This window comes from Arthrobacter sp. D3-18 (assembly GCF_054408525.1).
This window is the reverse complement of sequence record NZ_CP096440.1, coordinates 1,148,509-1,174,852: the sequence shown is the minus strand read 5'-3', so window position 1 is coordinate 1,174,852 and position 26,344 is coordinate 1,148,509. Positions and strand designations below refer to the sequence as shown.

Annotated in this window: 23 protein-coding genes; 17 read left to right on the top strand and 6 right to left on the bottom strand. The window is 57.5% G+C overall.

The features are described 5' to 3' along the window. Positions 1–63: 63 nt before the first annotated feature. Genes M1D89_RS07545 through pdhA form a run of 3 tightly spaced genes read right to left on the bottom strand, consistent with a single transcriptional unit; the run spans position 64 to position 3,871 of the window. Positions 64–1,557, bottom strand: coding sequence for a dihydrolipoamide acetyltransferase family protein (locus tag M1D89_RS07545; protein WP_498649471.1), 1,494 nt, complete (start codon positions 1,555–1,557; stop codon positions 64–66). Positions 1,558–1,559: 2 nt separating this feature from the next. Continuing rightward, the gene (locus M1D89_RS07540; protein ID WP_364306699.1) at positions 1,560–2,660 is read right to left on the bottom strand and encodes an alpha-ketoacid dehydrogenase subunit beta; all 1,101 of its coding nucleotides are present in this window, start codon (positions 2,658–2,660) and stop codon (positions 1,560–1,562) included. Continuing rightward, complete coding sequence (pdhA, locus tag M1D89_RS07535) at positions 2,657–3,871, bottom strand: pyruvate dehydrogenase (acetyl-transferring) E1 component subunit alpha (RefSeq protein ID WP_498649468.1); 1,215 nt, start codon at positions 3,869–3,871, stop codon at positions 2,657–2,659. The genes M1D89_RS07540 and pdhA overlap by 4 nt, the downstream gene beginning before the upstream one ends. A 171-nt stretch (positions 3,872–4,042) precedes the next feature. Between pdhA and M1D89_RS07530 the strand changes: the two genes are divergently transcribed. The 16 genes from M1D89_RS07530 (at position 4,043) to M1D89_RS07455 (ending at position 21,816) form a co-directional block, all read left to right on the top strand. Then, positions 4,043–4,507 (top strand): Lrp/AsnC family transcriptional regulator, encoded by a 465-nt coding sequence (locus tag M1D89_RS07530; RefSeq protein WP_014922530.1) that lies wholly within the window; start codon positions 4,043–4,045, stop codon positions 4,505–4,507. Continuing rightward, positions 4,504–5,052 (top strand): YdcF family protein, encoded by a 549-nt coding sequence (locus M1D89_RS07525; protein WP_498649465.1) that lies wholly within the window; start codon positions 4,504–4,506, stop codon positions 5,050–5,052. Before M1D89_RS07530 ends, M1D89_RS07525 begins: the two co-directional genes overlap by 4 nt. Positions 5,053–5,397: 345 nt before the next feature. Next, positions 5,398–6,939 carry a tyrosine-protein kinase domain-containing protein gene (locus M1D89_RS07520; protein ID WP_498650916.1) on the top strand — a complete coding sequence of 514 codons (1,542 nt, stop codon included), beginning with the start codon at positions 5,398–5,400 and terminating at the stop codon, positions 6,937–6,939. A 102-nt stretch (positions 6,940–7,041) separates the two neighbouring features. Next, positions 7,042–8,127, top strand: a complete 1,086-nt coding sequence (locus M1D89_RS07515; protein ID WP_498649463.1) for a glycosyltransferase family 4 protein — start codon at positions 7,042–7,044, stop codon at positions 8,125–8,127. Next, complete coding sequence (locus tag M1D89_RS07510) at positions 8,108–9,256, top strand: polysaccharide pyruvyl transferase family protein (protein WP_498649461.1); 1,149 nt, start codon at positions 8,108–8,110, stop codon at positions 9,254–9,256. Before M1D89_RS07515 ends, M1D89_RS07510 begins: the two co-directional genes overlap by 20 nt. Beyond that, positions 9,253–10,305, top strand: coding sequence for a glycosyltransferase (locus M1D89_RS07505; RefSeq protein WP_498649459.1), 1,053 nt, complete (start codon positions 9,253–9,255; stop codon positions 10,303–10,305). The genes M1D89_RS07510 and M1D89_RS07505 overlap by 4 nt, the downstream gene beginning before the upstream one ends. Beyond that, complete coding sequence (locus M1D89_RS07500; protein ID WP_498649457.1) at positions 10,302–11,096, top strand: glycosyltransferase family 2 protein; 795 nt, start codon at positions 10,302–10,304, stop codon at positions 11,094–11,096. The genes M1D89_RS07505 and M1D89_RS07500 overlap by 4 nt, the downstream gene beginning before the upstream one ends. Before the next feature lie 5 nt (positions 11,097–11,101). Beyond that, positions 11,102–11,974 carry a glycosyltransferase family 2 protein gene (locus tag M1D89_RS07495; RefSeq protein WP_498649455.1) on the top strand — a complete coding sequence of 291 codons (873 nt, stop codon included), beginning with the start codon at positions 11,102–11,104 and terminating at the stop codon, positions 11,972–11,974. A gap of 9 nt (positions 11,975–11,983) precedes the next feature. Further along, positions 11,984–13,309 carry a lipopolysaccharide biosynthesis protein gene (locus M1D89_RS07490; protein WP_498649453.1) on the top strand — a complete coding sequence of 442 codons (1,326 nt, stop codon included), beginning with the start codon at positions 11,984–11,986 and terminating at the stop codon, positions 13,307–13,309. Positions 13,310–13,560: 251 nt separating this feature from the next. Continuing rightward, complete coding sequence (gene gmd, locus M1D89_RS07485; protein WP_498649451.1) at positions 13,561–14,589, top strand: GDP-mannose 4,6-dehydratase; 1,029 nt, start codon at positions 13,561–13,563, stop codon at positions 14,587–14,589. Continuing rightward, entirely contained in the window at positions 14,589–15,563 is a 975-nt protein-coding gene (locus M1D89_RS07480) for a GDP-L-fucose synthase family protein (protein ID WP_498649448.1), read from the top strand. Before gmd ends, M1D89_RS07480 begins: the two co-directional genes overlap by 1 nt. 45 nt (positions 15,564–15,608) lie before the next feature. Continuing rightward, complete coding sequence (locus tag M1D89_RS07475) at positions 15,609–17,066, top strand: sugar transferase (RefSeq protein ID WP_498649446.1); 1,458 nt, start codon at positions 15,609–15,611, stop codon at positions 17,064–17,066. A 61-nt stretch (positions 17,067–17,127) separates the two neighbouring features. After that, a complete protein-coding gene (locus M1D89_RS07470) occupies positions 17,128–18,441 on the top strand; it encodes a UDP-glucose dehydrogenase family protein (protein ID WP_498649445.1) in 1,314 nt (437 codons plus the stop codon). 558 nt (positions 18,442–18,999) lie between these two features. Beyond that, positions 19,000–20,310, top strand: a complete 1,311-nt coding sequence (locus M1D89_RS07465; RefSeq protein ID WP_498649443.1) for a DUF4012 domain-containing protein — start codon at positions 19,000–19,002, stop codon at positions 20,308–20,310. Between the two features lie 174 nt (positions 20,311–20,484). After that, positions 20,485–21,105 carry an LPXTG cell wall anchor domain-containing protein gene (locus M1D89_RS07460; RefSeq protein ID WP_498649442.1) on the top strand — a complete coding sequence of 207 codons (621 nt, stop codon included), beginning with the start codon at positions 20,485–20,487 and terminating at the stop codon, positions 21,103–21,105. A 312-nt stretch (positions 21,106–21,417) separates the two neighbouring features. After that, positions 21,418–21,816: a VanZ family protein gene (locus tag M1D89_RS07455; protein ID WP_498650915.1), complete on the top strand. Its 399-nt coding sequence runs from the start codon at positions 21,418–21,420 to the stop codon at positions 21,814–21,816. On the opposite strand, the gene M1D89_RS07450 is transcribed toward M1D89_RS07455, so the two are convergent. Then, positions 21,813–22,031 (bottom strand): integrase core domain-containing protein, encoded by a 219-nt coding sequence (locus M1D89_RS07450; protein WP_498650914.1) that lies wholly within the window; start codon positions 22,029–22,031, stop codon positions 21,813–21,815. The genes M1D89_RS07455 and M1D89_RS07450 overlap by 4 nt on opposite strands. A gap of 432 nt (positions 22,032–22,463) precedes the next feature. After that, a complete protein-coding gene (gene galU / locus M1D89_RS07445; protein ID WP_498649439.1) occupies positions 22,464–23,357 on the bottom strand; it encodes a UTP--glucose-1-phosphate uridylyltransferase GalU in 894 nt (297 codons plus the stop codon). Positions 23,358–24,625: 1,268 nt separating this feature from the next. On the opposite strand from galU, the gene M1D89_RS07440 reads away from it, so the two are divergent. Further along, positions 24,626–24,814 (top strand): hypothetical protein, encoded by a 189-nt coding sequence (locus M1D89_RS07440; RefSeq protein ID WP_498649437.1) that lies wholly within the window; start codon positions 24,626–24,628, stop codon positions 24,812–24,814. Between the two features lie 107 nt (positions 24,815–24,921). Here the strand turns inward: M1D89_RS07440 and M1D89_RS07435 are convergent, their stop codons facing one another. Beyond that, positions 24,922–26,091, bottom strand: coding sequence for an acyltransferase family protein (locus tag M1D89_RS07435; protein WP_498649435.1), 1,170 nt, complete (start codon positions 26,089–26,091; stop codon positions 24,922–24,924). Positions 26,092–26,344 lie beyond the last annotated feature (253 nt).

Below are 26,344 nucleotides of genomic sequence, written 5' to 3'. Positions count from 1 at the left end.
AACCCGAGGGACATGAGCGAGCGACCCGCCCAAACCCCTAGGGATGTGAGAGAGCGTCGGGGGTTACATGTCTGCGAGCGCGCCGCCCGGGTTCTCGATTGCGTCGGCGACGTACCTGAGGAAGCCGGCAGCGGTTTCGCCGTCGCACACTCGGTGGTCGAAGGCCAGGGTCAGCTCGGTGACCTTGCGGACGGCCAGCTCACCGTTGACCACCCAGGGCTTGTCGATGATGCGGCCCACGCCGAGCATCGCGACCTCGGGGTAGTTGATGATCGCGGCCGAGCCGTCCACACCGAACACACCGTAGTTGTTCAGCGTGAAGGTGCCTGAGCCCAGTTCCGTGGGGGTCGCCTTACCCTCACGCGCGACGGCGGTGAGTCGGCGGATCTCTGCGTCGAGTTCGCGGGCACTCAGCTGGTGCGCGTTCCGGACGGACGGGACTACGAGTCCGCGGTCGGTCTGGGCAGCGAAGCCGAGGTTGATGCCGTCGAAGCCAACGATTTCCTGCGAGCCATCCGAAGCAGTCTCAAAGCGCGTGTTCAGGGCCGGGTACTTTTTTAACCCGGCCGTGACAAAACGGGCGATGAAGGCCAGCAGACCGGGGGTATCGTGCGGTGCGCGCTTCTTGAGCTCGGCGCGCATCTCCAGGAGCGCGGTCGCGTCCACGTCCACCCAAACCGTTGCTTCCGGAATCTCCGAGCGGCTGCGGGTCATATTCGCGGCTACAGCCTTGCGGACCCCACGGACAGGCGTCCGCGCCGAGACAGCCAAACCAGTCCGGCTATCGACGGCACCGGCATCAGCAGAAGCGGGAGCAGCAACACCAGAGACAGCAGCTGCAGGAGCAGGAACAGGAACAGAAGGAGCAGCAGGTGCCTCCGGCGCAGAAATAGCAGCCTCCACATCCCGGCGCATGATCAAGCCGCTGGCACCCGAGCCCTCAATCGCGTCGAGGGAAACACCGTGGTCGCGTGCCATCTTGCGGACCAGCGGCGAGATGACGGCACTGAGCTTCCCGGGGATACGCGTCCCAGCCACAGCCGGTTCCATCACCGGCTCAGCAACGGCAACCGGAGCAGAAACAGAATCAGCAGAACCACTCGCCTTCCGCGGCCGGGTCCGCCCACCGGATACTCCCCCAGGCGTACCGTAACCAATCAGCACGTTGCCCGAGCCGGCCTTTTCCTCCGTCCGGTACGTCTCGGCGGCAGCTTCCACGGCCGGCGAAGCGTCAAGACCCGAGGACACCGGCGAAGGATCCACAGAACCAGCCGGAGCAGGAGCGGCAGCGGGCGTACCCGCAGCGGAACCAGCGCGAGCGATCGAGATCAGCGGCTTGCCGACGTCGAGCGTTTGACCTGCCTCACCGTGCAGCTCGGCAACGGTGCCGGCGTAAGGCGAGGGCACCTCAACCATGGACTTGGCGGTCTCAACCTCGGCGATGGGCTGGTCAACCACAATCTCGTCACCCACGGCAACGAGCCAGTTGACGAGTTCGGCCTCGGTAAGGCCCTCCCCCAGGTCGGGCAGTTTGAATACCTGCAAATCTGAGCTCATGGTCAGTCCTCCCACTGAAGGTCGTCGACGGCGTCGAGGATGCGGTCGACGCTTGGCAGGTAGTAGTGCTCCAGCTTGGGAGACGGGAACGGGACGTCGAAGCCGGTCACTCGGAGAATCGGAGCTGCGAGGTAGTGGAACGCGCGTTCCTGGACGCGGGCCACGATCTCGGAGGACACGGACGCGAATCCGTGGGCTTCGGCGATCACGACGGCGCGTCCCGTCTTGCGTACGGACGCGCAGACGGTTTCGTCGTCGAAGGGGACGAGGGTGCGGACGTCGATGACTTCCAGCGAGCGCCCCTCTTCTGCGGCGGCTGCAGCTGCGGCGAGCGCGGTGGGGACGGACGGACCGTAGGCGATGAGCGTCGCGTCCGTGCCGGGACGGGCAACAGCTGCGCGGCCCTCTGTGGAGGTGCCGGCGTCGTGCTCTGCTCGCAGGGCACCCAGGTCCACTTGGTCCTTGGACCAGTAGAGCTTCTTGGGTTCCATGAACATGACAGGGTCATCGGAGTCGATGGCTTCGCGGAGCATGCGGTAGCCGTCGGCCACGGTGGCCGGGGTGTAGACCTTCAGGCCGGCGGTGTGGGCGTAGTAGGACTCGGAGGAGTCGCAGTGGTGTTCCACTCCCCCGATGCCGCCGGCGTAGGGAACACGGATGACCATGGGCATTTTGAGTTTGCCCTTGGTGCGGTTGTGCATTTTGGCTACGTGGCTGACGATCTGTTCGAAGGCCGGGTAAGCGAAGGCGTCGAACTGCATTTCGATGACGGGTCGCATGCCGTTGATGGCCATACCCACGGCCATGCCGACGATGCCGGATTCGGCCAGCGGGGTGTCGAAGCAGCGTTGTTCGCCGAATTCGGCCATGAGGCCGTCGGTGATGCGGAAGACGCCGCCCAGCATGCCCACGTCCTCGCCGAATACCAGGACGGAGGAGTCGGCGCGCATGGCGTCGGCCATAGCCGTGTTGAGCGCTTTGGCCATGGTGAGGCTCTGCGGGCCGGTGGCTTCGGCAGTGGCCGCGGCGGAAGCGGCGGCGCTGGCGGTGGCTGCGCTGACGTTGGCTGTGGTGGTGCCGCTGGCGGTGGTGGTGACGGTCATTTTGCGCTCTCCGATCCGGTGTTAGCGCTTTCGGCGCGGGCGAGTTCACTGGCGAGCAGTTCGGACTGCTCTTTCAGCTGCGGGGTTTGCTTGTCGAAGACGTACTTAAAGAGGTCCAGCGGCTGCACCGGGACTTCCTCCCCCAGGCCTTCGCGGAGCTGGGTGGCCACGGCCTCGGCATGCGAAGCAATGCGCTCCGAAGCGGATTCGTCCAGCAGTCCCTTGTCCGTGAGGTACGACTTCATGCGCGTCAGCGGATCCTTGGCCTGCCATTCAGCAACTTCGCTGTCCGGACGGTAGCGGGTGGCGTCGTCGGCGTTGGTGTGGGCCTGCATGCGGTACGTGTGTGCCTCGATGAGCAACGGCCCGGATCCTTCGCGGGCCAGCTTCACGGCACGGTCCATCACGGCGAGCAACGCGACGAGGTCGTTGCCGTCAACGCGTTCACCGGCCATGCCGTAGCCAACAGCCTTGTGGGCCAGCGACGGCGCCACGGACTGGTGGCTGAGCGGTACGGAGATGGCGTACTTGTTGTTCTGCACGAAGAAGATGACGGGCAGGTGGAAGACGGCGGCGAAGTTCAGTGCCTCGTGGAAGTCGCCTTCGCTGGTGGCGCCGTCGCCGCACATGGCCATCACTACGGTGTTCTCACCGCGCAGCTTGGCGGCGTGGGCGACACCGACGGCGTGCAGCAGCTGGGTGGTCAGCGGGGTGCACTGGATGCCGACGTTGTGCTCTTTGGGGTCGTACCCGCCGTGCCAGTCGCCGCGGAAGATGGTCATCACCTCAACGGGGTCCACCCCGCGGGTCATGACGGCGACGGCGTCACGGTAGGTGGGGAACAGCCAGTCACCTTCGCTGAGGCACATGGCAGCTGCAACCTGGCAGGCTTCCTGGCCGTGGCTTGAGGGGTAGACGGCCATGCGGCCCTGCCGGACGAGTGCCGAGTTCTGGTCGTTGACGCGACGTCCGACGACGAGCTGCTCGTAAGCGGCCATCAGTTCAGCGTCGCTGGGCGTGGGGTACTCGTGGCCGGGTTCGGTGCCTTGCTCGTCATGGGAGCGGAGGGTGCCGTCCGGGTTCACCATTTGGATCTGGTGCCGGGCGGGGAGCATGTAGTCCTCAACGCTGATGCCGAATTTTGTCCGAACGTCAGCAGCTTGGTCCTCTACAGCCGTTTCCGGCGCAGAGTGGTCTGCGTGGATCGTCATTGGTCCGTCCTTCTCTAGCCACTATGTGCTTCCAGTATGTTCCCCGGCTCTGTTTCGTATCCAGCTTTCCGCCGAATCATGGAAGCCCTTGCCTAAACTGGGTATTCTGAAAGACGAATTGCAATTGTGAGCTGGGTAACGTGCCCGTGCTGTAGACGAATTGGAGAGCCATTGAGCGAGGCCGAGGCGGAGCAGACCGCCGTACCGCTGGACAGTGTGGACCGGGACATCATCCGCGAGCTGACCACCGATGGGCGCATGTCCATCACGCAGGTGGCGGAGAACGTCCACATCAGCCGCGCCCACGCCTACACCCGGATCGCCCGGCTCACGGGCGAGGGCGTGCTGACCAAGTTCACGGCGCTGGTGGATCCCATCAAAGCGGGCCTGCGGTCTTCGGCTTATGTGACGTTGAAGGTTCAGCAGCACTCGTGGCGCGAGCTGAAGGAACAGCTGCGGGCCATCCCGGAGATTCATCACATCGCTTTGGTGGGCGGCGACTTCGACGTCATCCTCCTGGTCCGCGCCACCGACAACATCCATCTCCGCCGTGTCATCTTCGATCAACTGCAATCCATGGACGGCATCCTGGACACCCAAACCTTCCTGGTGTTCGAGGACGTAGATACCCGGTGACGTTCAAAAGAAAGCTCGCCTGGACTCTGGTGGCCTGCGTCCTATCGGGTGTCCTCTGGCTCATTGCTGCTTTCCAGCTCTTTCATAACCCGTCCCACGCCACTCCCCAGCGAACCGACGCCATTGTGGTCCTGGGCGGCATGAGCAACGAACGACTCCCGGTGGGGCTCGCGTTGCGGGATCAATTAGCGATCCAAGATTTGGTGGTTGTCACCACTGGTTTGCCGGCCAACGCCGGTTCGGACGAGTTTTGTGAAGAGCACGACGGCGTCACTCACCTGGACTGCTTCCGTCCGGATTCGCTCAACACCAGGGGCGAGGCAGCCCGACTCCGCGATCTTTCAGCGGAGCGAGGGTGGAAGTCAGTGACTGTGGTGACGTCCGACTATCACGTGCAGCGAGCCGGCACCCTGATGCAGCAATGCGTCGCGGCCGACGTGCACATGGTGGGCACCGAGCCGCAACTTTCACCCGCGGCTTGGGTGTGGCGGTACGTGGTGGAAACGGGTGGGCTCTTGGATGTGTGGGTGCGGCCTGAGTGCTAAGTGGCCTGGGGAGTTCTGGGGTGTTCTGAACCGCGGAAGCCTGCTTTGGCCTTTCCCGACGGGCGGATCGGAGGAACACCCGCCACATCGCATGCTGGCGATGCGGAACAACGCCGAGCTGCCCGAGGCCCTGGAGGCGGCACCGTAGCACTGATCCCACGGCAGTCTCCGGATGGGTAGCTAGTGGAACTCAAGACACATTCGTGTGATGCCAGTCACGAAAGTGTGAGATAAAGTCATTATTCGGCTAGTGACGGTTCTGTACGTAACAGAAAGTGATCCTCGACAGGAGAACGCTAGGCCAGCTCCTCAACGGGTAGAATCATGAGGACCGCAGGAAATGCCGTGCTGGGGACATGCCTCACGGCAGGTTTTCATAAATGCGAAATAGGGGGCCATGGTTTGGATCTTCGCGACTATCTTAGAATCCTTCGCCGAAACTGGATATTAGTTGTTGCCATGTCGCTAGCGGGACTAGCCGTGGGTGGCGGAGTTTCCATAGCAGCGAAGCCAACCTACACAGCCGAAACTCAATTGTTCGTTGCCATCCAGAGTTCCGGATCCGTTCAGGAACTGCAGCAAGGAAACACCTTCAGTCAGGCTCGTGTTCAGTCGTACGTAAAGACAGTTGCAACGCCGGTAGTCTTGCAGCCGGTCATTGATACGCTGGGCTTGGATATCACTCCCAAGGAACTCAGCCAGCGGGTAAAGACATCCTCTGATCTCAACACCGTACTGATCAACATCGAAGTATCAGACTCCTCGCCGGTTCAGGCTGCGGCCATTGCCCAAGCAATTTCCTCAAGTCTTGTCAATGCCGTCGACACCCTTGAACGACCGAAGGCTGGAGGAACTTCCCCGATCAGCCTTTCCGTCATCTCGCCTGCAGTTGCACCGACCTCGCCTTCCGGCCCCAATACCAAACTGAATCTTGCCGTTGGTCTCTTGGCCGGGTTGGTCTCCGGTTTGGGCATTGCCGCTCTTCGGTCTCTTCTCGACACGAGAATCAAAAGCGAGGTCGACCTTCGGGCGGTTTGCGATGAGCCCCTGCTCGGCGGAATTGCATTCGAAGCCGATGCCGAAAAGAAACCTCTACTCACGCAAGCAGCATTTCAAAGCCCTCGGGCGGAGTCCTTCCGTCAACTGCGAACAAACCTGCAGTTCGCGAACGTTTCCGGTCACGCCAAGAGTTTCGTCGTTACATCCAGCCTTCCCGGCGAGGGAAAGAGCACGACCGCAATCAACCTTGCGATCGCCCTGGCTGAGGCTGGACAAAGCGTGTGCCTGATCGACGCCGACCTCCGACGACCCATGGTTGCCGAATATCTCGGCCTAGAGAGAAGCGCTGGCTTAACAACAGCATTGGTGGGCTCAGCCGATGTCAATGACCTACTTCAGCCCTGGGGTGCAAACGACCTCTACGTACTCGCCTCGGGACAGATACCTCCCAACCCGAGTGAACTGCTGGGCTCCGATGACATGAAAGTCCTCATTGAGCGGCTAGAAAGCGTCTTCGATACGCTGATAATCGATGCGCCGCCGTTGCTGCCAGTAACTGATGCGGCAGTTTTGTCTCAACACGCCGGAGGCGTAGTAGTAGTGGTTGGAGCGCAGAAAACGAGGTCCCAGGACCTTTCAAAGTCGCTAGCTGCTTTGCAACTCGTGGAGGCGAACATTCTCGGGGTCGTACTCAATCGACTTCCCACCAAGGGGCCGGATGCTTACGCCTACTCCTACACGAACTACGAAAGCCACCGCCCGATGGATGAGACCGCTCCGATGCGAGGCTCCAAAGTGTTCCCATCAGCGCTCATCAACTCCGACCTTAGTAGCCCCCAAGGCTCAATAGCCGCAGATCAAGAGTCGAAGCGTTCCAGCGTCAGCTAACTGCGGATCCGCCCTACGCGTGGCATGGGCAAAACATCAAGAACGAACAAGGTTCATGCGTGGCTAGTCCATGGGACTACGTGAAACGAAAGCGACTCCATCATGCCTAGCGCACAAAAACAACAGCCCAAAGAGGTACGAACGCTTATCGTAGTGCCTTGGCTGGAAGGCGGGGGTGCTCAAGGTGCCTTGGAGGGAATTCTTGGTCAGCTTCCGGCCCAAGACTCGACGTTGCTAATCCTGTTTTCAGGAAACCGCAATCACGATTCAGTTAAGAAACTGGTCGCAAGAACGGTCGAACTGGGCCTCCCAAGAAATCCGCTGGGAGTACTGAAAGCTGCGCTCCAGATACGCGGGTACGTCCGCGACAGCAGCAGCATATATTCACTCATGCGCGGCAGCCATCTCGTGCTTGGCCTGCTTCCGTCCCGAGCCTTTGCAGGTAAACGCCTCGCAGCGAGTTTCCATCAACTGCCCTCCACAGACTCATCCGGGACGCAGGGCAAGGTTGAAGACGTGTTAGTGAAGCGCGGTGTTCGGCGCGCCGGACTGATCACGGCACCTTCCAACCGTGCCGTGCACGAACTGATTGAATTTGGATTCGGGGATTCGCGGAACGTCAAGGTCGAACACAACATCATAAAACTGGCGACTAAGCCCCCAGTTTCGCCTCGGACCGGCACCCTTGAAGCAGTGCGACTTGTATTTGCAGGCAGAATCTCGAAGCAGAAGGGGCTTGACCGCCTTCCGGAGCTTTTAGGAAAAGTGAATGTACCGGTTCATATCCGATGCCTTGGCGATGGCGAAGAAAAGCAGCGCGTCACGGACCTGCACAAAAATCTCAATCCCATCCATACCTTCGAAGTCCTTTCCCACGTAGACGATGTGACATCCCATTTAGACTGGTCCGATGCAGTGATTATGCCGAGTCGCTGGGAACTAAATCCGTTGGTCGTTTGGGAAGCCCGCGCGCGTGGACGAGCGACAATCGGAAGCCGCATCGAGGCATTCCAAGACCTCGAAAAGAATGGCCCTATGTGGCTGTTTGGCGATGCGCTTGAGTTCGAAAAAATCATCTCCACGCTCGCAACACAACCTGACGTTCGGGTAAAGGCTTTTGACGACGCGCTGGAATCATCACAGAACCTGAACACGAGGAGTTCAATTGTTGACTACCTGGGAAGCTAGCTCACCACGAGTCCTTTTGCTACACGCTTATAGCCCCAAGAACTCCGGTGATGGCCTACTGGTCGAGCTAGCAAAAGCTACAGTACTGCGCGCGTTGGGCAGCGCGGACTTCCGCGTAATTGCTTCAGAGGCAAGCGCTTTTGACGGTGACGAGTACATCCAGTGGCGTGATCGTTTGCTGAGCAAATCCGCACACATTCCCCGTCGTGCATCAATGTTGGCAACGGGCTTCCTTGGCCCCTCGAGCGAAATCAGAGACCTGGCAGAACAAGCGGATCTTATCGTAGCAGTCGGCGGAGGATACCTTCGGGGCGGTAGCATCGGCCCAGCCATCAAGAGCTGGGGCGCGCACTACGGCCAGCTAAAGTTGGCTGCCCGCTATGGCCACAAAGCTATCTACCTTTCGCAGAGCATTGGGCCTTTTAGCGGAATTTACAAGCGTGCAGTAGCGCGTCAATTGGCAAAGATCCGGACCGTCTGCGTCAGGGATGACAGGTCCCTGTCGGAGTTCTCAAGCGTTGCGTCCGTTTCGAGAATGCCAGACTTAGCCGTCCTTGAACTTGCTCGTCAACCCAGGGACGCAGTGGTCTCCACCCAGCTGGCAGACGACCCAGTTCTTGTCGCACGTGAACTTCCGACACCTCGCGGGTACTACGACCTTCTCGATGACGCCAGCAAATCCGAGCGATTCGAGTGGGCCCTTCAATCCACGGGAGGCGGAAACGACGATCTTCCCCTAACTCAGCGCCTAGGCGCCGGCACTCCCCGACCCATGGCCGAAGTCTTGGCCGACGAATCGCCGCGCATCGTGGTTAGCACCCGGCTCCACGGCGCATTGTCATCTTTGATCGCTGGCTTCCCTGCAATCCACCTCAGCTATGAACGAAAAGGGTGGGGCGCGTATGAAGACATCGGTTTGGATGACTTTGTACTCAACGCGCGTGATGCGACGCTGCCCCAAGTAGAAGCGCTGATGAAGCGAATACTTGCAGATCCAGATGCATTTTGGAGTCTCATCGAGACGAAAAAATCTGAGATCCGTCTAATGGAGAATGATCTGCTCGACGTCATTTCTTCCGTTGTAAACGGATCCCCGCGGCCAATCACCACCTCCCCGGAGACTTCATGAAAGTCCTACACGTCACAGAGGCCATGGGTGGCGGTGTTCAAAATGCTATATCCAAATACACTCACCTACTGTCGTCGGACAACCACATAGTTTTCGGGCGGCCACGACAAGGTGAATCTGCGGGTGAGTTTGGTGCCAACACGCGCGTTATTGAATACAGCGGCTCTTTGATTAATTATTTGCTAGCGGTTCGTGCCCTAGTGAAGAGTGAACGCCCGGACGTCGTTCATATACACTCAAGTTTCGCTGGCTTGGCACGTCTACTGGCGCCTACAACGAGCCCCCTAATTTACTCTCCACACTGCTATGCGTTCGAGCGCCGCGACAAGTCACGAGTTTGGCAGATGTCACTAAGGCTCGCGGAAAAGGTCTTGGCCGTGCGTGCACAGACCTTAGTTGCTGTCAGTCCACACGAGGCTGAACTGGGTTCCCTGCTCAACTCCCGCATGCCGGTTCACTTTGTGCCCAACGTGATTCCCAAAATGAACGCTGAGGTTACGAAAGACGAACGCCCCAGCGTAACCATGGTGGGGCGAATCGGATGGCAAAAAGATCCCATTCTGTTCGCGGAAGTTGCCGAGTTAGTAGGGCCTGAAGTTGACTTCCTTTGGGTGGGTGACGGGGACCCCGAAATGAAGAAGCAACTGCTTGAGGCCGGAGTCAGGGTTAGCGGATGGGTAAGTCCCGAGCAAGCTCGCCGTAAAGTAGCGGCCTCTCACCTTTACGTTCATACCGGGGCGTGGGAAGCTGCCCCGATCTCTGCGATTGAGGCCGCCACCCTTGGCACACCTGTCATTGCACGCGCTATCCCCACTATGAGCTCCCTGGGCTACTTCACAGTTGCGGAGCCCGCGCACCGCATAGCCGAGAGCATCAGTACTTTCTTCTCAGATCCGAGCCACAAGCGCCTCGTAACTGAAATGACCGAGGCGGTCGCTCGAAAACACTCCGTGGAGGATGCCCGCCGAATCTTGGAGAGCGCATATGACTCAGCCATAGGAGCGCATCAGCAGCGGGCACGGCCAATGGCAGGAAAGGAACCTCAATGAGAATTAGCGTTATTACTATCGCATTTAACGATATCGAAGGCCTGAAGAAGACAATTGCCAGCGTGAAGGGCCAGTCCTGGCCTGAAATCGAACATATTGTCATTGATGGCGGGTCAACCGATGGTACTTCTGAGTATCTTGCCAGCCTAGATGGTTCTATTAAGTGGGTAAGTGAAAAAGATGACGGTCGCTACGATGCAATGAACAAGGGCGCAAATATGGCCACCGGTTCTCTACTCTGGTTCCTACATTCTTCTGATATTTTTCACTCTTCAGAATCCGCCTCATTTGTCGCCGCTAAGTTCATTGAGGATGAATTCGAATGGGGCTACGGACTTAGTAATATTGTTCGAGAATCCGCTTCTATCGGCGTTGGGGGGCAAGTCCCCTTTGAACATGCACGTTTTCTAATTGGCGGACGTATTATCCCCCATCAGGCAACGGTTTTCTCGCGCAAGCTCTTCTGGGAGATCGGAGGCTACGATACTAAATTTGGTCTGACCGCTGATCAATTGTTCATGATGGAGTGCTCCATACGCTCCTTGCCCGAGGTCTGGGCTGAAGTACTGTGCGACTTCGACGCGCTCGGAGCTGGTTCCACCAGAAATGCATGGGCTCACTATAAGGACATGATTCGTGCTAGACGTGTCGCGAATGTCCGCGTCACCCGATCGAGCCGACTCGACAGCGCCTTGTCCGTATTCTTTGCTGGCTTCACAATGCTTGAACGCCTGTTGCGGAGACCCCTCCGTCGGGCTGAACCCAAGCAATTAACCGGAAACGCAGCGTGAACGCCGTGAATGAAGTCACCGTAGTGATACCTGCATACAACTCCCAGGACACGGTTCGTCGAGCAATCGACAGCTGCCGCTCGATACAAGGATGCCGAATCCTGGTTGTTGACGACGGGTCCACAGATGCGACAGCATCCGTCGCCCGAGACGCAGGGGCTGAGGTGATTGCGCAATCCAACGCCGGTGCATCCCAGGCCCGCCGCACCGGAATCAGCCACAGTACAACAGAGTTCATTGCCCTGCTAGATGCAGACGACGAACTCATACCTGCCGGCGTAACCGAATCACTCCGAATGCTGCAGTCAAACCCTGAGCTCTGTGTCGTAGGCGGACGGGTAATCGGAGTCGATCCCAACGGCCGCGAACAGCTGCTCAAGCGTCACTACCGGACCGTGTCCGCAGAGGACCTGATCACCACCGGTTTCGGACCATGGCCACCGGCTGCTGCCGTTATGCGACGGTCAGCTTTCGACAGTTCAGTTAGCCTTTCCATTCCACCTCTGGAAACACGCTATGCCGAAGATTACGAACTGATAATCCGCCTCTCCATGGTGGGGCAAGTTGGAATGCACGATGAGCCATCAACGAGATACCGCCTCTATGCAGGCAAATCCAGTCACGCGCCGATAGCAGCCATCACGGATAAAGAGGCAATTAGAACGCACTACGCCACCGCCACCGGATCAAGCGCGAAGCTCATGACAATGGCGGAAATCAAAGGTGCGGCCTACACCAGAGCCGCTAGGTCAGCATGGGCAAATAATCAGAAGACCAGCGCTGCACTCTGGATCCTTCGTTCTGTTGCGGCCTCCCCAAAGCTGTTGCCGGGGAAGCTCTGGAAGCGCCTTCGGCGTCCTGCCCCGATTAGGCAGTAGGGACTGTATATGACAGCTCTGTTAGCACGGGCAAGGGAGATCGATCTCGGCGGCGTGGCCCTCTACCGTCTGATTGCACTGATTGCCGGCTTTGGGGCCAACGTCCTGGCTATAGCCGTGTTGTCACGTCAGCATGGCTCTTCGGCGTACGCGGCTTTTGCCATCGTAGCGTCGCTGGTCAATCTCCTCCCCTTTGCTGATCTTGGTCTTGGAGCCAGCATTGTAAATGCCACGTCCGATCGCTCGGCTGCGCGGCTAACACGCGGACAGTATCGACGGACGGTCTCAAAAGCGCGAGACTTCATGGTCATCCTTATGCTGCTGGTAATCGGCCTAACTGCCCTGGCGTACTACGCCTTCTCGTTCGACGGCCTTCTTGGAAACCTCGCTGATACCCCCGGGATACCGGAAGCAACTGCTTACACTTTCGCGTGTATTGCGTTTGCCATCCCGCTTGGAATGGGTGGCCGTGTCCTTCAGGGCCTCGGACGGATGATCGATGTAGTCCGCATTGGGATGGTTGGGCCCATAGTTCAGGTGTGCATTTACATACCGCTCATGATCCTAGGAGCACCAGCGTCCGCTTATTTCTGGGGCCCAGGAACGGCCTACCTTGCGACGGCGGCATTAGGATACTGGGTCGCTCGACGACGGTATGGGCTGCGACTAAGTCTTCCGTTTGCATCCTTGTTCTCGCCAGATGTGCGAGGGTCTTCACTCTGGCGTACCGCGGCACCCTTCCTCATTGTCTCCGTCGGAATGACCATCGGCTTTCAAAGCCACAGGGTACTTTTATCCCATTTCGGGACGCCACAGAACGTGGCTGAGTACTCGTTGGTGGCCCAATTCTTAGGTCCGCTTCTGGCAATCACAGGTGTCGTTGGCCAGAATCTATGGGCGAGATACCGGAAGGATCTGCACGCGAACAGCCTCACAAGAAGTGCCTTCAAGCACCACTTAGTGATCTTTGCTTTTATTGGGCTAAGTTTCGCAATAGTCCTATTTTGTCTCGCTCCAATAGCCGCGACGATCCTCTCCGACGGCCAAGTTTCGCCCCCAACCCTCCTCGTCGTGGGTGCCGTGTCTTATCTACTCATTCAGGCCGTTCACCAGCCCAGTGCCATGCTGCTAAGCGACACAAGGGGGTTGTGGTTCCAAGCGGCGTGTGTCATTCTCGTTGCCGCCAGCACCGTGACGCTAATTGTGTTCAGCGTGCCCCACCTCGGCGCTGCCGCACCGTATCTTGCGATGGCTGCATCCATGTTGGTCATCCAAGTTATCCCCAGTATCCGTGTGGCATACAAGCGTGTGGCCCGGCAAGAACGAAATGCATAGAACTGTTGGGGCAGCCAACGCTGAGGATCTGCGCTGGGGAATCCTACGCAGTTTCAGATCCTCATTGGGTCAGTTAATTGGATTCCTAGACTATACGGGCGCTCTTTCGCAACAACGAGTAACCCTCGCATCATGACCTTCAAAATTTCCGAGTCACACACGCCACGGCATATGATAACTGCGATATAAGCCTGGCATCGACGCGCAGCCGCTGGGCTCGCGATTCATCACTTACGTACCATGGGGAAAAAATGACAAAACGCGCGTTCATTACGGGTATCACAGGGCAGGATGGCTCCTACCTCGCGGAACTTCTTCTCGCAAAGGGCTATGAGGTTCACGGGCTCATTCGTCGAGCATCAACATTCAACACTGCTCGCATAGATCACCTTTACGTTGATCCTCACGATCCCTCTGCCAAGCTGTTTCTGCATTATGGCGATCTTAGTGACGGTGCTCGGCTCGTGACTCTGATGGCCGAAATCCGTCCTGACGAGGTCTACAACCTTGCGGCACAGTCTCATGTACGCGTTTCATTTGATGAGCCTGAGCACACCGGTGACACAACTGGCATCGGGTCCATTCGGCTCCTGGAAGCTGTTCGGATGTCCGGAATCGAAACCAAGTTCTACCAGGCCTCGTCATCTGAAATGTTCGGCGCGACCCCACCCCCGCAAAATGAGGACACTCCCTTCTATCCTCGCTCCCCCTACGGGGCAGCCAAGGTTTATAGCTACTGGGTTACCAAAAACTACCGCGAGGCGTATGGGATGTTTGCCGTCAACGGTATCCTGTTCAATCACGAGTCGCCTCGCCGTGGCGAGACTTTCGTAACGCGCAAGATCACGCGTGCCGTAGCTGCCATCAAGGCTGGGCGTCAGGATCTGCTCTACATGGGCAATCTTGACGCCGTACGAGATTGGGGATATGCGGCGGAGTACGTCGAAGGCATGTGGCGAATGCTTCAGGCAGATGAACCCGAAGACTTCGTGCTCGCGACTGGCGGGAACTACACCGTTAAGGACTTCCTTCAGATCGCCTTTGAGCACGCAGGATTGGATTGGGAGAAGCACGTACGGTTCGACGAGCGGTATCTCCGACCGACCGAGGTTGATGCTCTGGTGGGCGACGCCTCCAAGGCTCACGAGAAGTTGGGTTGGAAGGCAACAGTCCAGACACCTGAACTCGCTCGCATCATGGTCGACGCCGATATTGAGGCTCTCAAGCATGCAGGGAATCACTGGATCGATTCCGTCGATCTTGAGAGTTGGAAGCACTAATGACTGTTTCCAACGAGTTTCAGCCCAGTCCTCTGGACCGCGAGGCTCTGTTCTATGTCGCCGGGCACAATGGCCTGGTGGGGTCGGCAATCTGGCGCAAACTTGAGTCTGAGGGATTTACAAACCTTATTGGCCGAGGATCGTCAGAGCTTGATCTAAAGGATCGGGACGCGGTTTTTGCGTTCTTCGCAAGCAACAAACCTCGGTATGTGGTACTGGCGGCCGCTAAGGTTGGTGGGATTCTGGCAAACAGTACATACCCCGTCGACTTTCTTAGCGACAACCTCCGCATCCAGGTAAACGTATTGGATGCCGCCCGCGAACACGGTACCGAACGGCTACTCTTCCTGGGTTCCTCGTGCATCTACCCCAAATTCGCCGAGCAGCCGATCCGCGAGGAATCTCTCCTCACTGGCCATCTGGAAGCCACAAACGATGCGTACGCAATAGCCAAAATTGCAGGGATCATGCACGTGCAAGCCATCAGGCGCCAGTATGGTCTACCGTGGATTTCCGCCATGCCGACCAATTTGTATGGACCCGGAGACAACTTCTCTCCCACAGGGTCGCATGTCCTCCCGGCGTTGATCCGCCGCTACGACGAAGCCGCGGCATCCGGAACCCCCGTAGTCACTAACTGGGGCTCGGGCTCTCCGCGCAGAGAGTTCCTGCATGTCGACGACATGGCTTCAGCTTGCTTGCACCTGCTGGAAAACTATGACGGTCCTGAGCAGGTCAACGTAGGAACCGGGCAGGACGTCACAATCACGGAACTGGCGACAATTGTGGCTGAAGCCGTCGGCTACACGGGCGCCATTGATTGGGATAAATCGAAGCCGGACGGCACTCCACGCAAACTGCTCGATGTATCCAAACTGACTGCGTCAGGCTGGACGGCCAGTATTGATCTGGTGTCTGGTATCCGTTCGACCGTGGACTGGTACAGAAGCAACATCGGTCACGTTAGAAACTAAGTAACGGCTTTTGAATGGGGGGATGGCGTGACCAAGTCAGAGACTATGTCTGTCCAGCAGGCCACGGGGCTACTGCCTCAGTGGCGCCGTAGATATGCGAGGCGCCTCAGATTCGTTGACGCAGCGGTCATCGCGTGGGCTGTGGTTGGCGCTTTTGGCGTCCGCTTTGGCTTCAGCGATCTCAGTGCCCAAGACGTCAGAGACACTGACTACATTGTTCTTTCAGCTGTCTTGGCTGTGGCATGGTGGCTGATGCTGGAGATTTGGGGAAGTCGTGAAGCAAAAATCCTCGGTTCTGGAAGCGAGGAGTACAAACGTGTAATAGCAGCCTCGGCTTGGTTGTTCGGTTTCGTTGCCATTTTTTCCTATGCACTCAAGATAGATACGGCAAGGGGCTATGTCGGCCTGGCTTTCCCGGCAGGCGCGATTACCCTTCTTGCCGCAAGATGGCTGGTTCGTCAGCACCTAAGTCTTGACCGACAGCGGGGCAAGAGCATGTCTCGCGTGTTGATAATCGGCGGACCCCATTCTGCCCAGCACCTCATTCGTTCGCTGCTTGGCGCACCTCATGCTGGGTACCTCCCCGTTGCCGCTCATGTCCCAGGGGCCTCGTATGATTCGGATCCAGCATCACGCCTAAGCGTGCCCTTAACAGGCGTGGGTAGCGACTTCAACGCGATACTTACGGCAATTCTTGAAGCTGAGGTTGATGCGGTCGCCATCTCCGCCGGCGTCAATATTCACCCCAAGGATTTGAGGCGTCTAGGCTGGGAATTATCTGCTCGCGACATCGGAATGATCTTGGCCCCCGCTCTGACGGACGTGGCTGGTCCTCGTATCCACACGCAGCCAGTCGCCGGTCTACCACTAATTCACGTGTCGACCCCAAAACTCACGGGTGGAAAAAGGGTAGCAAAGCGTACATTCGACATTGCGATCGCCGGATCACTCTTGCTCGTACTCTCTCCTCTGCTTCTGGCCATTGCTTTACTGGTCCGGCTCAGCGGCCCAGGTCCTATTTTCTACCGTCAAGAACGGATTGGTCTTCGCGGAACAACGTTCGATATGTTCAAGTTCCGTTCCATGAAGCCGAATGCCGATGCTGAATTGAAAGCCCTACTTGACGCTCAAGGTACGGCGGACACGCCCCTCTTCAAAGTCGAGAACGACCCCCGTATCACTCCGATCGGCCGAGTTTTGCGCAAGTACTCCCTCGATGAGTTGCCGCAATTGCTGAATGTTCTCGGCGGAAGCATGAGCCTGGTTGGTCCCCGCCCGCAGCGGCATGGAGAAGTTGCCCTATATGACGATGCGGCGCACAGGCGACTTTACGTCAGCCCGGGAATGAGCGGGCTTTGGCAGGTCAGCGGCCGCTCAAATCTGACCTGGGAGGAGAGCATCAGGCTTGACCTCTACTACGTCGAAAACTGGTCATTGATGGGCGACGTTCTGATTCTCTTCAAGACTTTCAAGGCCGTTTTCACAAGCAGCGGTGCGGTCTAATCAAATTCAACTGGCCGGCAAGCTGTCGCCCTAAGTGTGTAGGTAATCGGAAGGCTCTTTCATGCGTATCTCAGTCATAGGTTGCGGCTACCTCGGCGCCGTCCATGCCGCCTGCATGGCCAAACTCGGTCATGAAGTCGTTGGAATTGATGTGGACGAGCGCAAGATCGCCGATCTTTCGGCTGCGACGGCCCCATTTTATGAACCCGGGCTCGAGTCTTTACTCCAGGATGTCCAAGAGACGGGAAGACTCTCCTTCACGACAGACATGGCGGCCGCGGCGGACAGCGAGGTGCATTTTATCTGCGTTGGCACACCGCAAAAAAAGGGAGAAAACGGCGCCGACCTGACCTATGTTGACGCTGCAACACTGAGTCTCCTTCCCTATTTGGATCCGGGCGACATAATCGTCGGAAAGTCGACCGTTCCCGTGGGTACAGCTGCACGGCTAGCAGACTTGGTAGCTGAACAACAGCCATTGGCTCACTTGGTTTGGAATCCAGAGTTCTTGCGCGAAGGACATGCTGTATCTGACACACTTCATCCTGATCGATTCGTCTATGGCGTGGAGGGTGGCTCTGAGGATCACGTGGCCGTCGCGGTCCTTGACGAGGTCTACGCAGCTCCCCTGTCAAGTGGAACACCGCGCCTCGTGACTGACCTGCCCACGGCAGAGCTAGTGAAGACAGCCGCAAATTCCTTCCTCGCTACTAAAATTTCATTCATCAACGCTATGGCTGAGCTTTGTGAAGCCGCAGGGGCCGACGTGACACGCTTGGCCGATGCCATCGGAATGGACGACAGAATCGGTAGGAAGTTCCTCAATGCAGGCATCGGGTTCGGAGGTGGCTGCCTGCCTAAAGACATCCGCGCGTTTATGGCCCGTGCTGGCGAGCTGGGTGCCGACCAGGCTCTGACATTCCTCCGCGAAGTAGATGCCATCAACATGCGCCGTCGCACCCGGGTCGTTGAGCTAACCCGGGAACTATGCGGTGGTAGCCTCCTCGGCATGCGTATTGCCGTCTTGGGGGCTGCCTTCAAGCCTGAAAGCGACGACGTACGCGACTCCCCCGCACTAAGCATCGCTGCGCAACTGCAGTTGCAGGGAGCGGTGGTAACCGTGACGGATCCCAAAGCACTACCCAACGCATCCAGACGGTTTCCTGAACTTCAGTATGTAGAAAACGTTGATTCGGCCGTTGATAAAGCAGACGCGGTCTTGCTTCTCACGGAGTGGCAGGAATACCGCGACCTAGATCCACATCTCCTGAGAGACACTGTGTCCTCCCCTCGTATTCTGGACGGTCGCAACGTTCTGGATTCGGGGAAATGGCGTTCTGCCGGCTGGCAGTATCGCGGGCTAGGAAGGCCATAGGCAGTGGGCACTGGAGAAACAGCCGCATCCGGTCCAAATAGCCGAAAAACGGGAACTCACAGCAGATCCAAGCGCCGTAATCGTCGGCGAATCCTAATTGCAGGCCTTTGGACACTCGCTCTTTCTATCGTCCTGGTCGGATCGGCAGCATGGACGATATCAAAGGCAGCTACTGTGAAGTCCGAACTGGAGGCCGCGACAGATCTCCTTCCGACTCTAAAGGCGCAAATGGCTGCCAACGACGCCACTGGTGCGGCCGCAACAGTTCAGTCGTTGGTCCAGCACACTGGAGCGGCCCGCGACGCTGCCAACGACCCTGTGTGGAAGGTAGCGTCTGTGGTCCCTGGGCTCGGGCCTAATCTTCAGGCTGCTAGCGAGGTAGCAACCTCTGCAGATGACGTCGCGCGTCTCGGGGCCGCCCCGCTAGTGAAGGCGTTTCAGTCACTGAAATGGGAATCGTTGACTCCGGGCCCTGAAGGCATGGACCTACAGCCTCTTCAGGCTGCTGCGCCGAGCGTAGAAGCAGCTGCCCATGCAGTGAGGGAATCGTCAAATCGCTTGCATTCAATAGACTCCGATGCACTGCTGCCCCAAGTGTCCGGACCTTTGGTGCAGGCACGGAATGAACTTTCTGAGCTCAGCGGAGATCTCGAATCTGCGGCCGATGCTGCCAGTGTGGCCCCATCGATGTTGGGTGCCGACGGGCCGAGACGATATTTGCTGCTCGTGCAGAATAACGCTGAATCCAGGGCTACCGGAGGCATACCTGGTGCGTTGGCAGTACTTAGCGTTAACAAGGGAAACCTGAAACTAGAAGCGCAAACTAGTGCGACGGCACTCGGAGCGTTTGTACCTCCCATAGCGATCGATGCAGAACAGCGGGCAATCTACACTGCGCGCGTGGGCCGATTTATGCAGGACGTCAATCTCACCCCTGACTTCGCGACAACGGCAAGTACGGCTCACGCCATGTGGGAAAAAAGTATGGGCGAGCGGTTGGACGGAGTGGTATCGCTGGATCCTGTCGCTTTGAGCTTTATTTTGGACGCTACAGGTCCCGTGAAAATCACAGACCCCACTGTTCAGCAGATCGGCAGCGGCCTGCCGGGTGAACTAACCGGGAAGAACGTAGTTCAAACGTTGTTGTCGGATGCCTACGCCCAGATCGACGAGCCGAAGCTCCAAGATGCCTATTTTGCAGGAGCCGCTAAAGAGATCTTTGGGGCCGTCTCATCAGGAAAAACGGATCCCAAGAAACTAATGGATGCCCTCACGAAGGGCGCTAAGGAGCGTCGTTTGCTCCTGTGGTCGGCTGCAGCTGAAGAACAGAGCATCATCGGACAATACTCTCTAAGCGGTATGGTTTCCGGCATCGCCGTCTCACCGGCCCAGTTTGGCATCTACTTCAACGACGGCACCGGGGCAAAAATGGACTACTGGATTAAGCGCAGCGTGCAGGTTGTCAAAGATTGCACACGGGATGGATACAGAGAAATCGCCGTGCGCGTCACTAGTACCAACACAGCGCCAACGGACGCCGCCTCATCATTGCCACCATATGTGACCGGCGGAGGAGTGTTTGGGGTCCCCCCCGGCACCGTGCAGACGAACGTTGTGGCCTATGGCCCCGCGCAATCCAATATTGACACGGTTGTCAAAGACGGGGAAAAAATTCCGTTCGCTGCTCAGCGCCACGGCCAAAGATCAGTCGGTACGTCGACAATCCAGTTGGCACCAGGAGCCAGCACAAGCTTGGAGTTCAATTTCGGTCACATCGTCCAGCATGCGCAACCAGAATTAGTAGTCACGCCGACAACGCAGCTTGTCAATGATGTGATCCAGGCCACAGACAAGACTTCCTGTGAATAGAACGAGACGTGCACGTTAATCCTTTGTAACGGGTATGGATTTTCTTTGCTGCTTACATGCATTGAATGGTAAGTTCTATCTGGGCAGCACATGAGATTTCTCTTACGGTCTCGTAGGGTCTCGGAAATCTCCAAACACCACGTCGTACCAATTAGGGTCTCAGGGGGGACACACATGAGGAAATCTCTTGCAGCACTTACGCTCGCAGGTTCCATTGCACTTCTCGGCGCAGTACCGGCCGTAGCTAACAACGCCAACTACCCGGCACCGAACACAAGCGTCGCAGTTTCCGATGCTTCTGTGGCACCGGGTGAAGCATTCATCTTCAGCGGCACGGGCTTCACCCCGGGCGAAGGTATCACTATCACGATCACACCGACGGGCACGCCTGCAGCCAGCGGCGGCAGCGTTTCCGCTGGCAGCCTCTCCGTGTCAGGACGTATTCCACTGGCACCGTCCACTTTGGGAACAGTAGCTGATGGAAACGGCGCATTCGCCGCGTCGATCGTCATCAACGAACCCGGTGCATATGCACTGACGGCTACTGGCAACTCCTCCGGCGTTACAGTCGGACCGGTAACGGTGGTTGTCGGCGGTGCTGCCCTCTCCAACACGGGCACCACCACCGGCACTGGAACGGGGCTTGCAAACACCGGCGGTGTGCCGCTTGCCAACACTGGTGCTGACTCCAGTCTTATCCTGTGGTCCCTCGTGGGCGCAGGCGCATTGGCAGCCGGCACGGCATCCGTCGTAGTAGCTCGCCGTCGCGCAAAGGGCACCGAGGTTACTGCCTAACAGGCCTGAACCACGTGAGGGTGGTTTGCCAACAAGATTCTTGTTGGCAAACCACCCTTATTTTTTGTTTATTTTTCCCTAAGAACGGCCGCTATGGTATTCATAGGAATCATGGGGCGACATTGGAGAAGGCGAAGGTGGCATTCCGAGCTACGCATCCCCAGGATGCGGAGACTTCAGTTGCCCCCGGGATTCCCACACTATGCGCTACTTGGCGTAATGGCTGTGGCGGCCGTTGGCATCAGTGCTTGGGCACTTATTCGAACCTCTTGAGGGGAGAGCTTGAAAAACCCACTCCCATGGAAAATAGCCATGACATCATATTTGGCAGGCCTTGCGCTGATCGGATTCTGGCCTACAACCGTAGATAAACCCATACTTGGCACGCTTACTACTGTCCTAAAGTATCTCCATGGACTCGGTGTGCCCAGCTGGTTTGGCTATCATTTCATTGAGGCCTCAGCCAACGTTGCGATGTTCATTCCACTCGGTTTTTTTGCTGCCATGGCCCTTCCCACGAAGCCTTGGTGGCACGTCGCCGCGATCGGGTTGCTGGCCTCGTTGTGCATGGAGTTTGGGCAACTGATATTCATCTCTGCCCGGTTTTCAAGTCTCGTAGACATTGTCACAAATGCGTGCGGTGCTGTCCTCGGGATTGCTCTCGCACGCCTGCTTTGCTCGCATCGGAGCCTCAAACTCGCAAAAGCCTAGGTACATTTAACGCGGCTGGCTGGTAGGGCGCCTTTGAGCGCGGTGTGTGGCGTGTGGTGATTGTATCGCTCGACGTAGCCCGGGTAACAGTTCCGATGCTCGACTGCTGATGTATTGGCCCGGACGTAGACCCGTTCCTCCAATTGGATGCGGTTTGCGCGTTCGACATTGCCTTTGGTTTGCAGCCGATAGGGCCTGGTGCGTTTGTGGCTGATGTCAGCCTTGGTCAGTACGCGCGCAAAGGCGCGGGACCGCAGCAGGATCCGTTATCGATCATCACCTGTAGGATCTTCACACTTTGAGCAGTGATGACGCGATAGCGCTGCGCATGAATGACGAGGCGGTTTCCTGGTTCTCGTCGGGCAGGAATTTCCGAGTAGACGTACGGGAATGATCATCGTCAGCGGCTCTGTGCTAAGGCCAGCGATCCTCCACAACGCAGCCAGCCAACTTCAGGCCAGCAGGGCATGGACCGCGTTAGACTGAAACACGAAGACCTCCCGGATATTGTGTTTGCTCTCGACAAGCTTCACACAACACCCGAAGGTCCTCTTTATTGCGTCAATTCCAACCCCGTGACATCAACCTGTCGGGACACTACACCCAGACTGCTTGGGTTTCAGTCATACTTGATCAGAATCGCAGTCCTAGGCAATGAAACTCTTCATCCAAGCCTTCAAGTCTTCTCCGAATTCCGCCCGTTCGGAAGCCAAGGTAATCACGGCCTTGAGGTAACTGAGCTTATCGCCAGTGTCATAGCGCCGGCCGCGGAAGACCACACCATAAACGCCTGAGCCCTCGCCCTCAGAGGCAGCCAGAGTCTGCAGCGCGTCCGTCAGCTGAATTTCTCCCCCACGGCCGCGCTCTGTCGCTTCCAGAACATCAAAAACCGCCGGGTGCAGCACGTAACGCCCAATGACAGCAAGGTTGGACGGAGCGTCCTGAACAGCAGGCTTTTCAACCAAGCTATTCACACGCACAAACTCCTCGTCGTCGATTGCTGAGATGTCGGCACAGCCATAGGCGCTGATCTGCGAGGGGTCAACCTCAATTAGGGCTACAACCGAACCGCCGGTTCGTGCTTGTACGTCCATCATGGTGGTAAGGAGTTCGTCTCGTTCATCGATGAGGTCGTCCCCCAAAAGAACTGCGAATGGCTCGTCCCCTACGTGCTGACGGCCGCACAGAACAGCGTGGCCCAAACCTTTGGGCTCGCCCTGCCGAACATAGTGGATAGGTCCAAGTTCAGAGGCGTATCGCACGGCTCCCAAACGCGTCGCGTCCCCTTTAGCTTCCAGGGTCTGCTCGAGGTCGGGTGCGCGGTCAAAGTGGTCTTCTAGCGCCCGTTTACTACGGCCCGTGATCATAAGAACGTCTGTCAGGCCAGCATTGACGGCTTCCTCAACGACGTACTGGATTGCCGGCGCGTCAACTACCGGAAGCATCTCTTTTGGCATGGCCTTGGTCGCAGGCAGGAAGCGAGTCCCCAGTCCCGCAGCAGGAATGACAGCTTTTCTAACAGTGTTCCCCCATTGAGTCATGAACAAACCTTATAAAGCTGCGGTTGAATTGCGAAATTGGGTGCAGGCTACTAAGCATGCCATAACAAGCTTCCTTACCAAGGCTGAGGCTCCCCGGATCGAGCCGCCGGCCAAGTTTGAATTGAGCAGCTACTGACATTGCTTTCGGCGAAGCAACTAAATGTCTAGGAGACACCAGGATAATGAGATCAGTGATCGTTGCACACATAGGGGGAAACATGCCGGAATACGTCATCAACGCAGGACTCGAAACGGAAGAAGTCATCGTTGCCGCAAGGGCTACAGAGGGTAACATACAGTGGTGGTTCTACGACGCGGGCAACCGCGCACAGGAGACTCGGTTAAAAGGGCAAGTGCAGACTATCCACGAAATCTCGCACCCTTAAGGAGCTATGCGCGTGATAGTTTTGCCGCGACCCGCTCCGGGACGCCCGAAGCACTTTATGGCCTGTCACTCTATAGATCCTTGACTGTAATTCGAGGATGCGGCTGCCCAGGGTCTCCTCGTGGTTTTTCGAGATATCAAATGATCAGGGACACCCCGCAGGGTGATCGCGGGCCTGAATGACGGCCCTTCCATGGGCGGGATAGCCTCGTAGTAACCCCGCAACGAAGCGTCCAAAGGGCAACGGTCAAGGCGGTCCAGCCTGAGGGCGGTCCTGAACCAAGACGGAGGAAACGCCAAGCATCCGATCGGAACTTCGCCAGAATTCACTCCAGGGCTGCAAAAGAGCAATGGCAAGGCGCCACTCATTGGCCGTTGGCTCAAGGTGTCCTTGGACGTGATAGAGGACCGCAATTCCCGCACGTAGTGCGACACCTGACCTCGGATTTCATTACCCAAGTGTGCGCATGAAGGTCTGTCTCCGTGGTCACTGATCCTAGATCTCAGGAACTCGTGTGATATTTAGCGATTGTCATGAAACATATTGGAATCTTGCCAAGTAGCCTTATGATGAGGCAGGCGGCATGCCCCGAATCGAATGTTGCCCAAACAGGGGCGTGCCGCTGCCAACAATCCCCTTGGGGCACAGCTGTACCACCCCAAAATTTACTCGCCAGAAATAGCAATGTTGCTCTTTGAAGGGACCCGAAACCACTTGCCTTACATAGACATCAACCCCCTCAAAACGGGGCCCAAGTGGCGTGCTTTTGTAGCGCTAGCCATTCTTCTCATCGTTACGATTGCGATCGTAGCTCTTGCATTGACAGCCCACTAGGACAGCCGTGCCGTCCGACCCCGCAGCCCTTTAGCAACCTCCCTCTTCTTGGGTGCAGCGGGAATGCTCCCCGGGAAGGAATGGACTCTGCTCTGCGGGGCGCTCGGCGATTACCGCGGTGCCGATGTAGGGCTGTTTTGGGGAGAGGCGTATCCGTGGCGTGAGGTACTGCAGGCCACGGATGGGCGCACTCGCGACTTGGCGACGCTCGCGCTCGAGCCGGCCGGGGTGTTCTAGTTCCCAGAGACGACGAACTGGCAGTAGCGGCAGATCCTCCGGAAGCCCTTACCGGCAGACCAGCCCACATCGCCGAACAGGTGTTCCTTGTCAGGGCACAACACCGGTTATATCGCCGGCTCCTGTTCACGTTTGGCGTCGAGATTCTCCGATGGTTTCGATGCCTCTTCGGTCCTGCGACCGCCACGGATGCGTTTGCGGCACGGCTCCTCTACGAAAAGGAACACGAGGTGGGCTGCAAGGTAAACGAAGCCCAGCGTCCCGAGGATCACTAAGGCACCTATCGGCCACATGCCCCCTCCGTACAAGGACTCCGGGACCACACTTCTCACTACCGTCAGCACTTGCTGATGAACCATGTAGAACGAAAAGCTGATAGCGCCCCCGTGGACCATGAATTTAGTTGAGAGAAGTTGCGATATGCCGTCCGTGCCCCGCGCGAGACCAAGGATCAGAATGCCAAAGACCGGCAGCATGAGCACTGAGGTCTCCGCGGGCAAATAGGAAAGCCCGATAACCAGCAGGAGCGCCGCAGCCGGGGCATACGACCAGAATCGACCAAGTTGAGGAGTAAGTGCATAAATCTTGAATAGGCAGCACCCTGCGATGAATGACCCTGCAATCCTGAAAAGGTCCCCATCTGTAGAGACGGTCGCTGACGAGTTCACCGACTGGTAGGCAACCGTAAATACAACCAGTGAAGCAGCCCCAATGATCGAACCCAGGAGCCTAGACCGCACCCTATAGATTGCCAGGGCGGCGAAAGGAAACAGCAAGTATGCGAACCATTCTGCGCTTACCGACCAAGAGACGCCGTTCCAGCTGAGTGGATGTCCCCACCAAGCCTGTACTAGGAACAGGTTTTGAAGGTACGTCCAGAACGTGTTGTCGCTAAGGCCAGATTGGACAGGGACGCCCAGCAATGCAGCCCCAGTGAAGAGCAGGACGGATGTATGCAGTGTCAGGAAATGCACAGGATAGATGCGAGCAATGCGAGCCCGGATGAAGTGCAAGTACTCCTTCCGCCTCACCCCTGGGCTGAACCTGTCCATGTACTGATATGCGAGGATAAATCCTGAGAGCATGAAGAACAGATCCACTCCTCGCCAGCCTTGATGGAATAGAGGATCCATAAATGAAAGCCCCGGCATCAACCCAATTATCACGTCGTCAAAATGGTGCACGAAAACCCAGACTGCGGCGATGATCCTCAGACCAGTGAGCGCCTTCAGATGAGCATGCTTCTTGGTGACTCTTAACGACTTTTCCCCCGACATGAGCCAAACGTTATAGCAACGGTGACTCCACGAACTAATGTGTCAGCACCACTCGGCAAGAACTTGAAGGCTTGACGTGGGTGAGGCAGGTTCTGGTCAGGGGCTCTGTAACCCAGCTGGGCTGAGATAATATTGGCCCGAAGCCGTTTCATTTGATTGTGGCGGACAACTGATCTTGGGGGCGTTGGAATGTCGCGATTCAGTCTGTGGGCTACGGTCGCCGTGTCCGCAGTAGCTGTCCTCACTATTCTGG

What these genes read in the sequence shown, in the direction of transcription:
- M1D89_RS07545 (WP_498649471.1), bottom strand. Translation starts at nt 1,557, where the DNA reads ATGAGCTCAGATTTGCAGGTATTCAAACTGCCCGACCTGGGGGAGGGC.
- M1D89_RS07540 (WP_364306699.1), bottom strand. Translation starts at nt 2,660, where the DNA reads ATGACCGTCACCACCACCGCCAGCGGCACCACCACAGCCAACGTCAGC.
- pdhA (WP_498649468.1), bottom strand. Translation starts at nt 3,871, where the DNA reads ATGACGATCCACGCAGACCACTCTGCGCCGGAAACGGCTGTAGAGGAC.
- M1D89_RS07515 (WP_498649463.1), top strand. Translation starts at nt 7,042, where the DNA reads ATGCCTAGCGCACAAAAACAACAGCCCAAAGAGGTACGAACGCTTATC.
- M1D89_RS07505 (WP_498649459.1), top strand. Translation starts at nt 9,253, where the DNA reads ATGAAAGTCCTACACGTCACAGAGGCCATGGGTGGCGGTGTTCAAAAT.
- M1D89_RS07500 (WP_498649457.1), top strand. Translation starts at nt 10,302, where the DNA reads ATGAGAATTAGCGTTATTACTATCGCATTTAACGATATCGAAGGCCTG.
- M1D89_RS07490 (WP_498649453.1), top strand. Translation starts at nt 11,984, where the DNA reads ATGACAGCTCTGTTAGCACGGGCAAGGGAGATCGATCTCGGCGGCGTG.
- gmd (WP_498649451.1), top strand. Translation starts at nt 13,561, where the DNA reads ATGACAAAACGCGCGTTCATTACGGGTATCACAGGGCAGGATGGCTCC.
- M1D89_RS07480 (WP_498649448.1), top strand. Translation starts at nt 14,589, where the DNA reads ATGACTGTTTCCAACGAGTTTCAGCCCAGTCCTCTGGACCGCGAGGCT.
- M1D89_RS07475 (WP_498649446.1), top strand. Translation starts at nt 15,609, where the DNA reads ATGTCTGTCCAGCAGGCCACGGGGCTACTGCCTCAGTGGCGCCGTAGA.
- M1D89_RS07470 (WP_498649445.1), top strand. Translation starts at nt 17,128, where the DNA reads ATGCGTATCTCAGTCATAGGTTGCGGCTACCTCGGCGCCGTCCATGCC.
- M1D89_RS07460 (WP_498649442.1), top strand. Translation starts at nt 20,485, where the DNA reads ATGAGGAAATCTCTTGCAGCACTTACGCTCGCAGGTTCCATTGCACTT.
- M1D89_RS07455 (WP_498650915.1), top strand. Translation starts at nt 21,418, where the DNA reads ATGACATCATATTTGGCAGGCCTTGCGCTGATCGGATTCTGGCCTACA.
- galU (WP_498649439.1), bottom strand. Translation starts at nt 23,357, where the DNA reads ATGACTCAATGGGGGAACACTGTTAGAAAAGCTGTCATTCCTGCTGCG.
- M1D89_RS07435 (WP_498649435.1), bottom strand. Translation starts at nt 26,091, where the DNA reads ATGTCGGGGGAAAAGTCGTTAAGAGTCACCAAGAAGCATGCTCATCTG.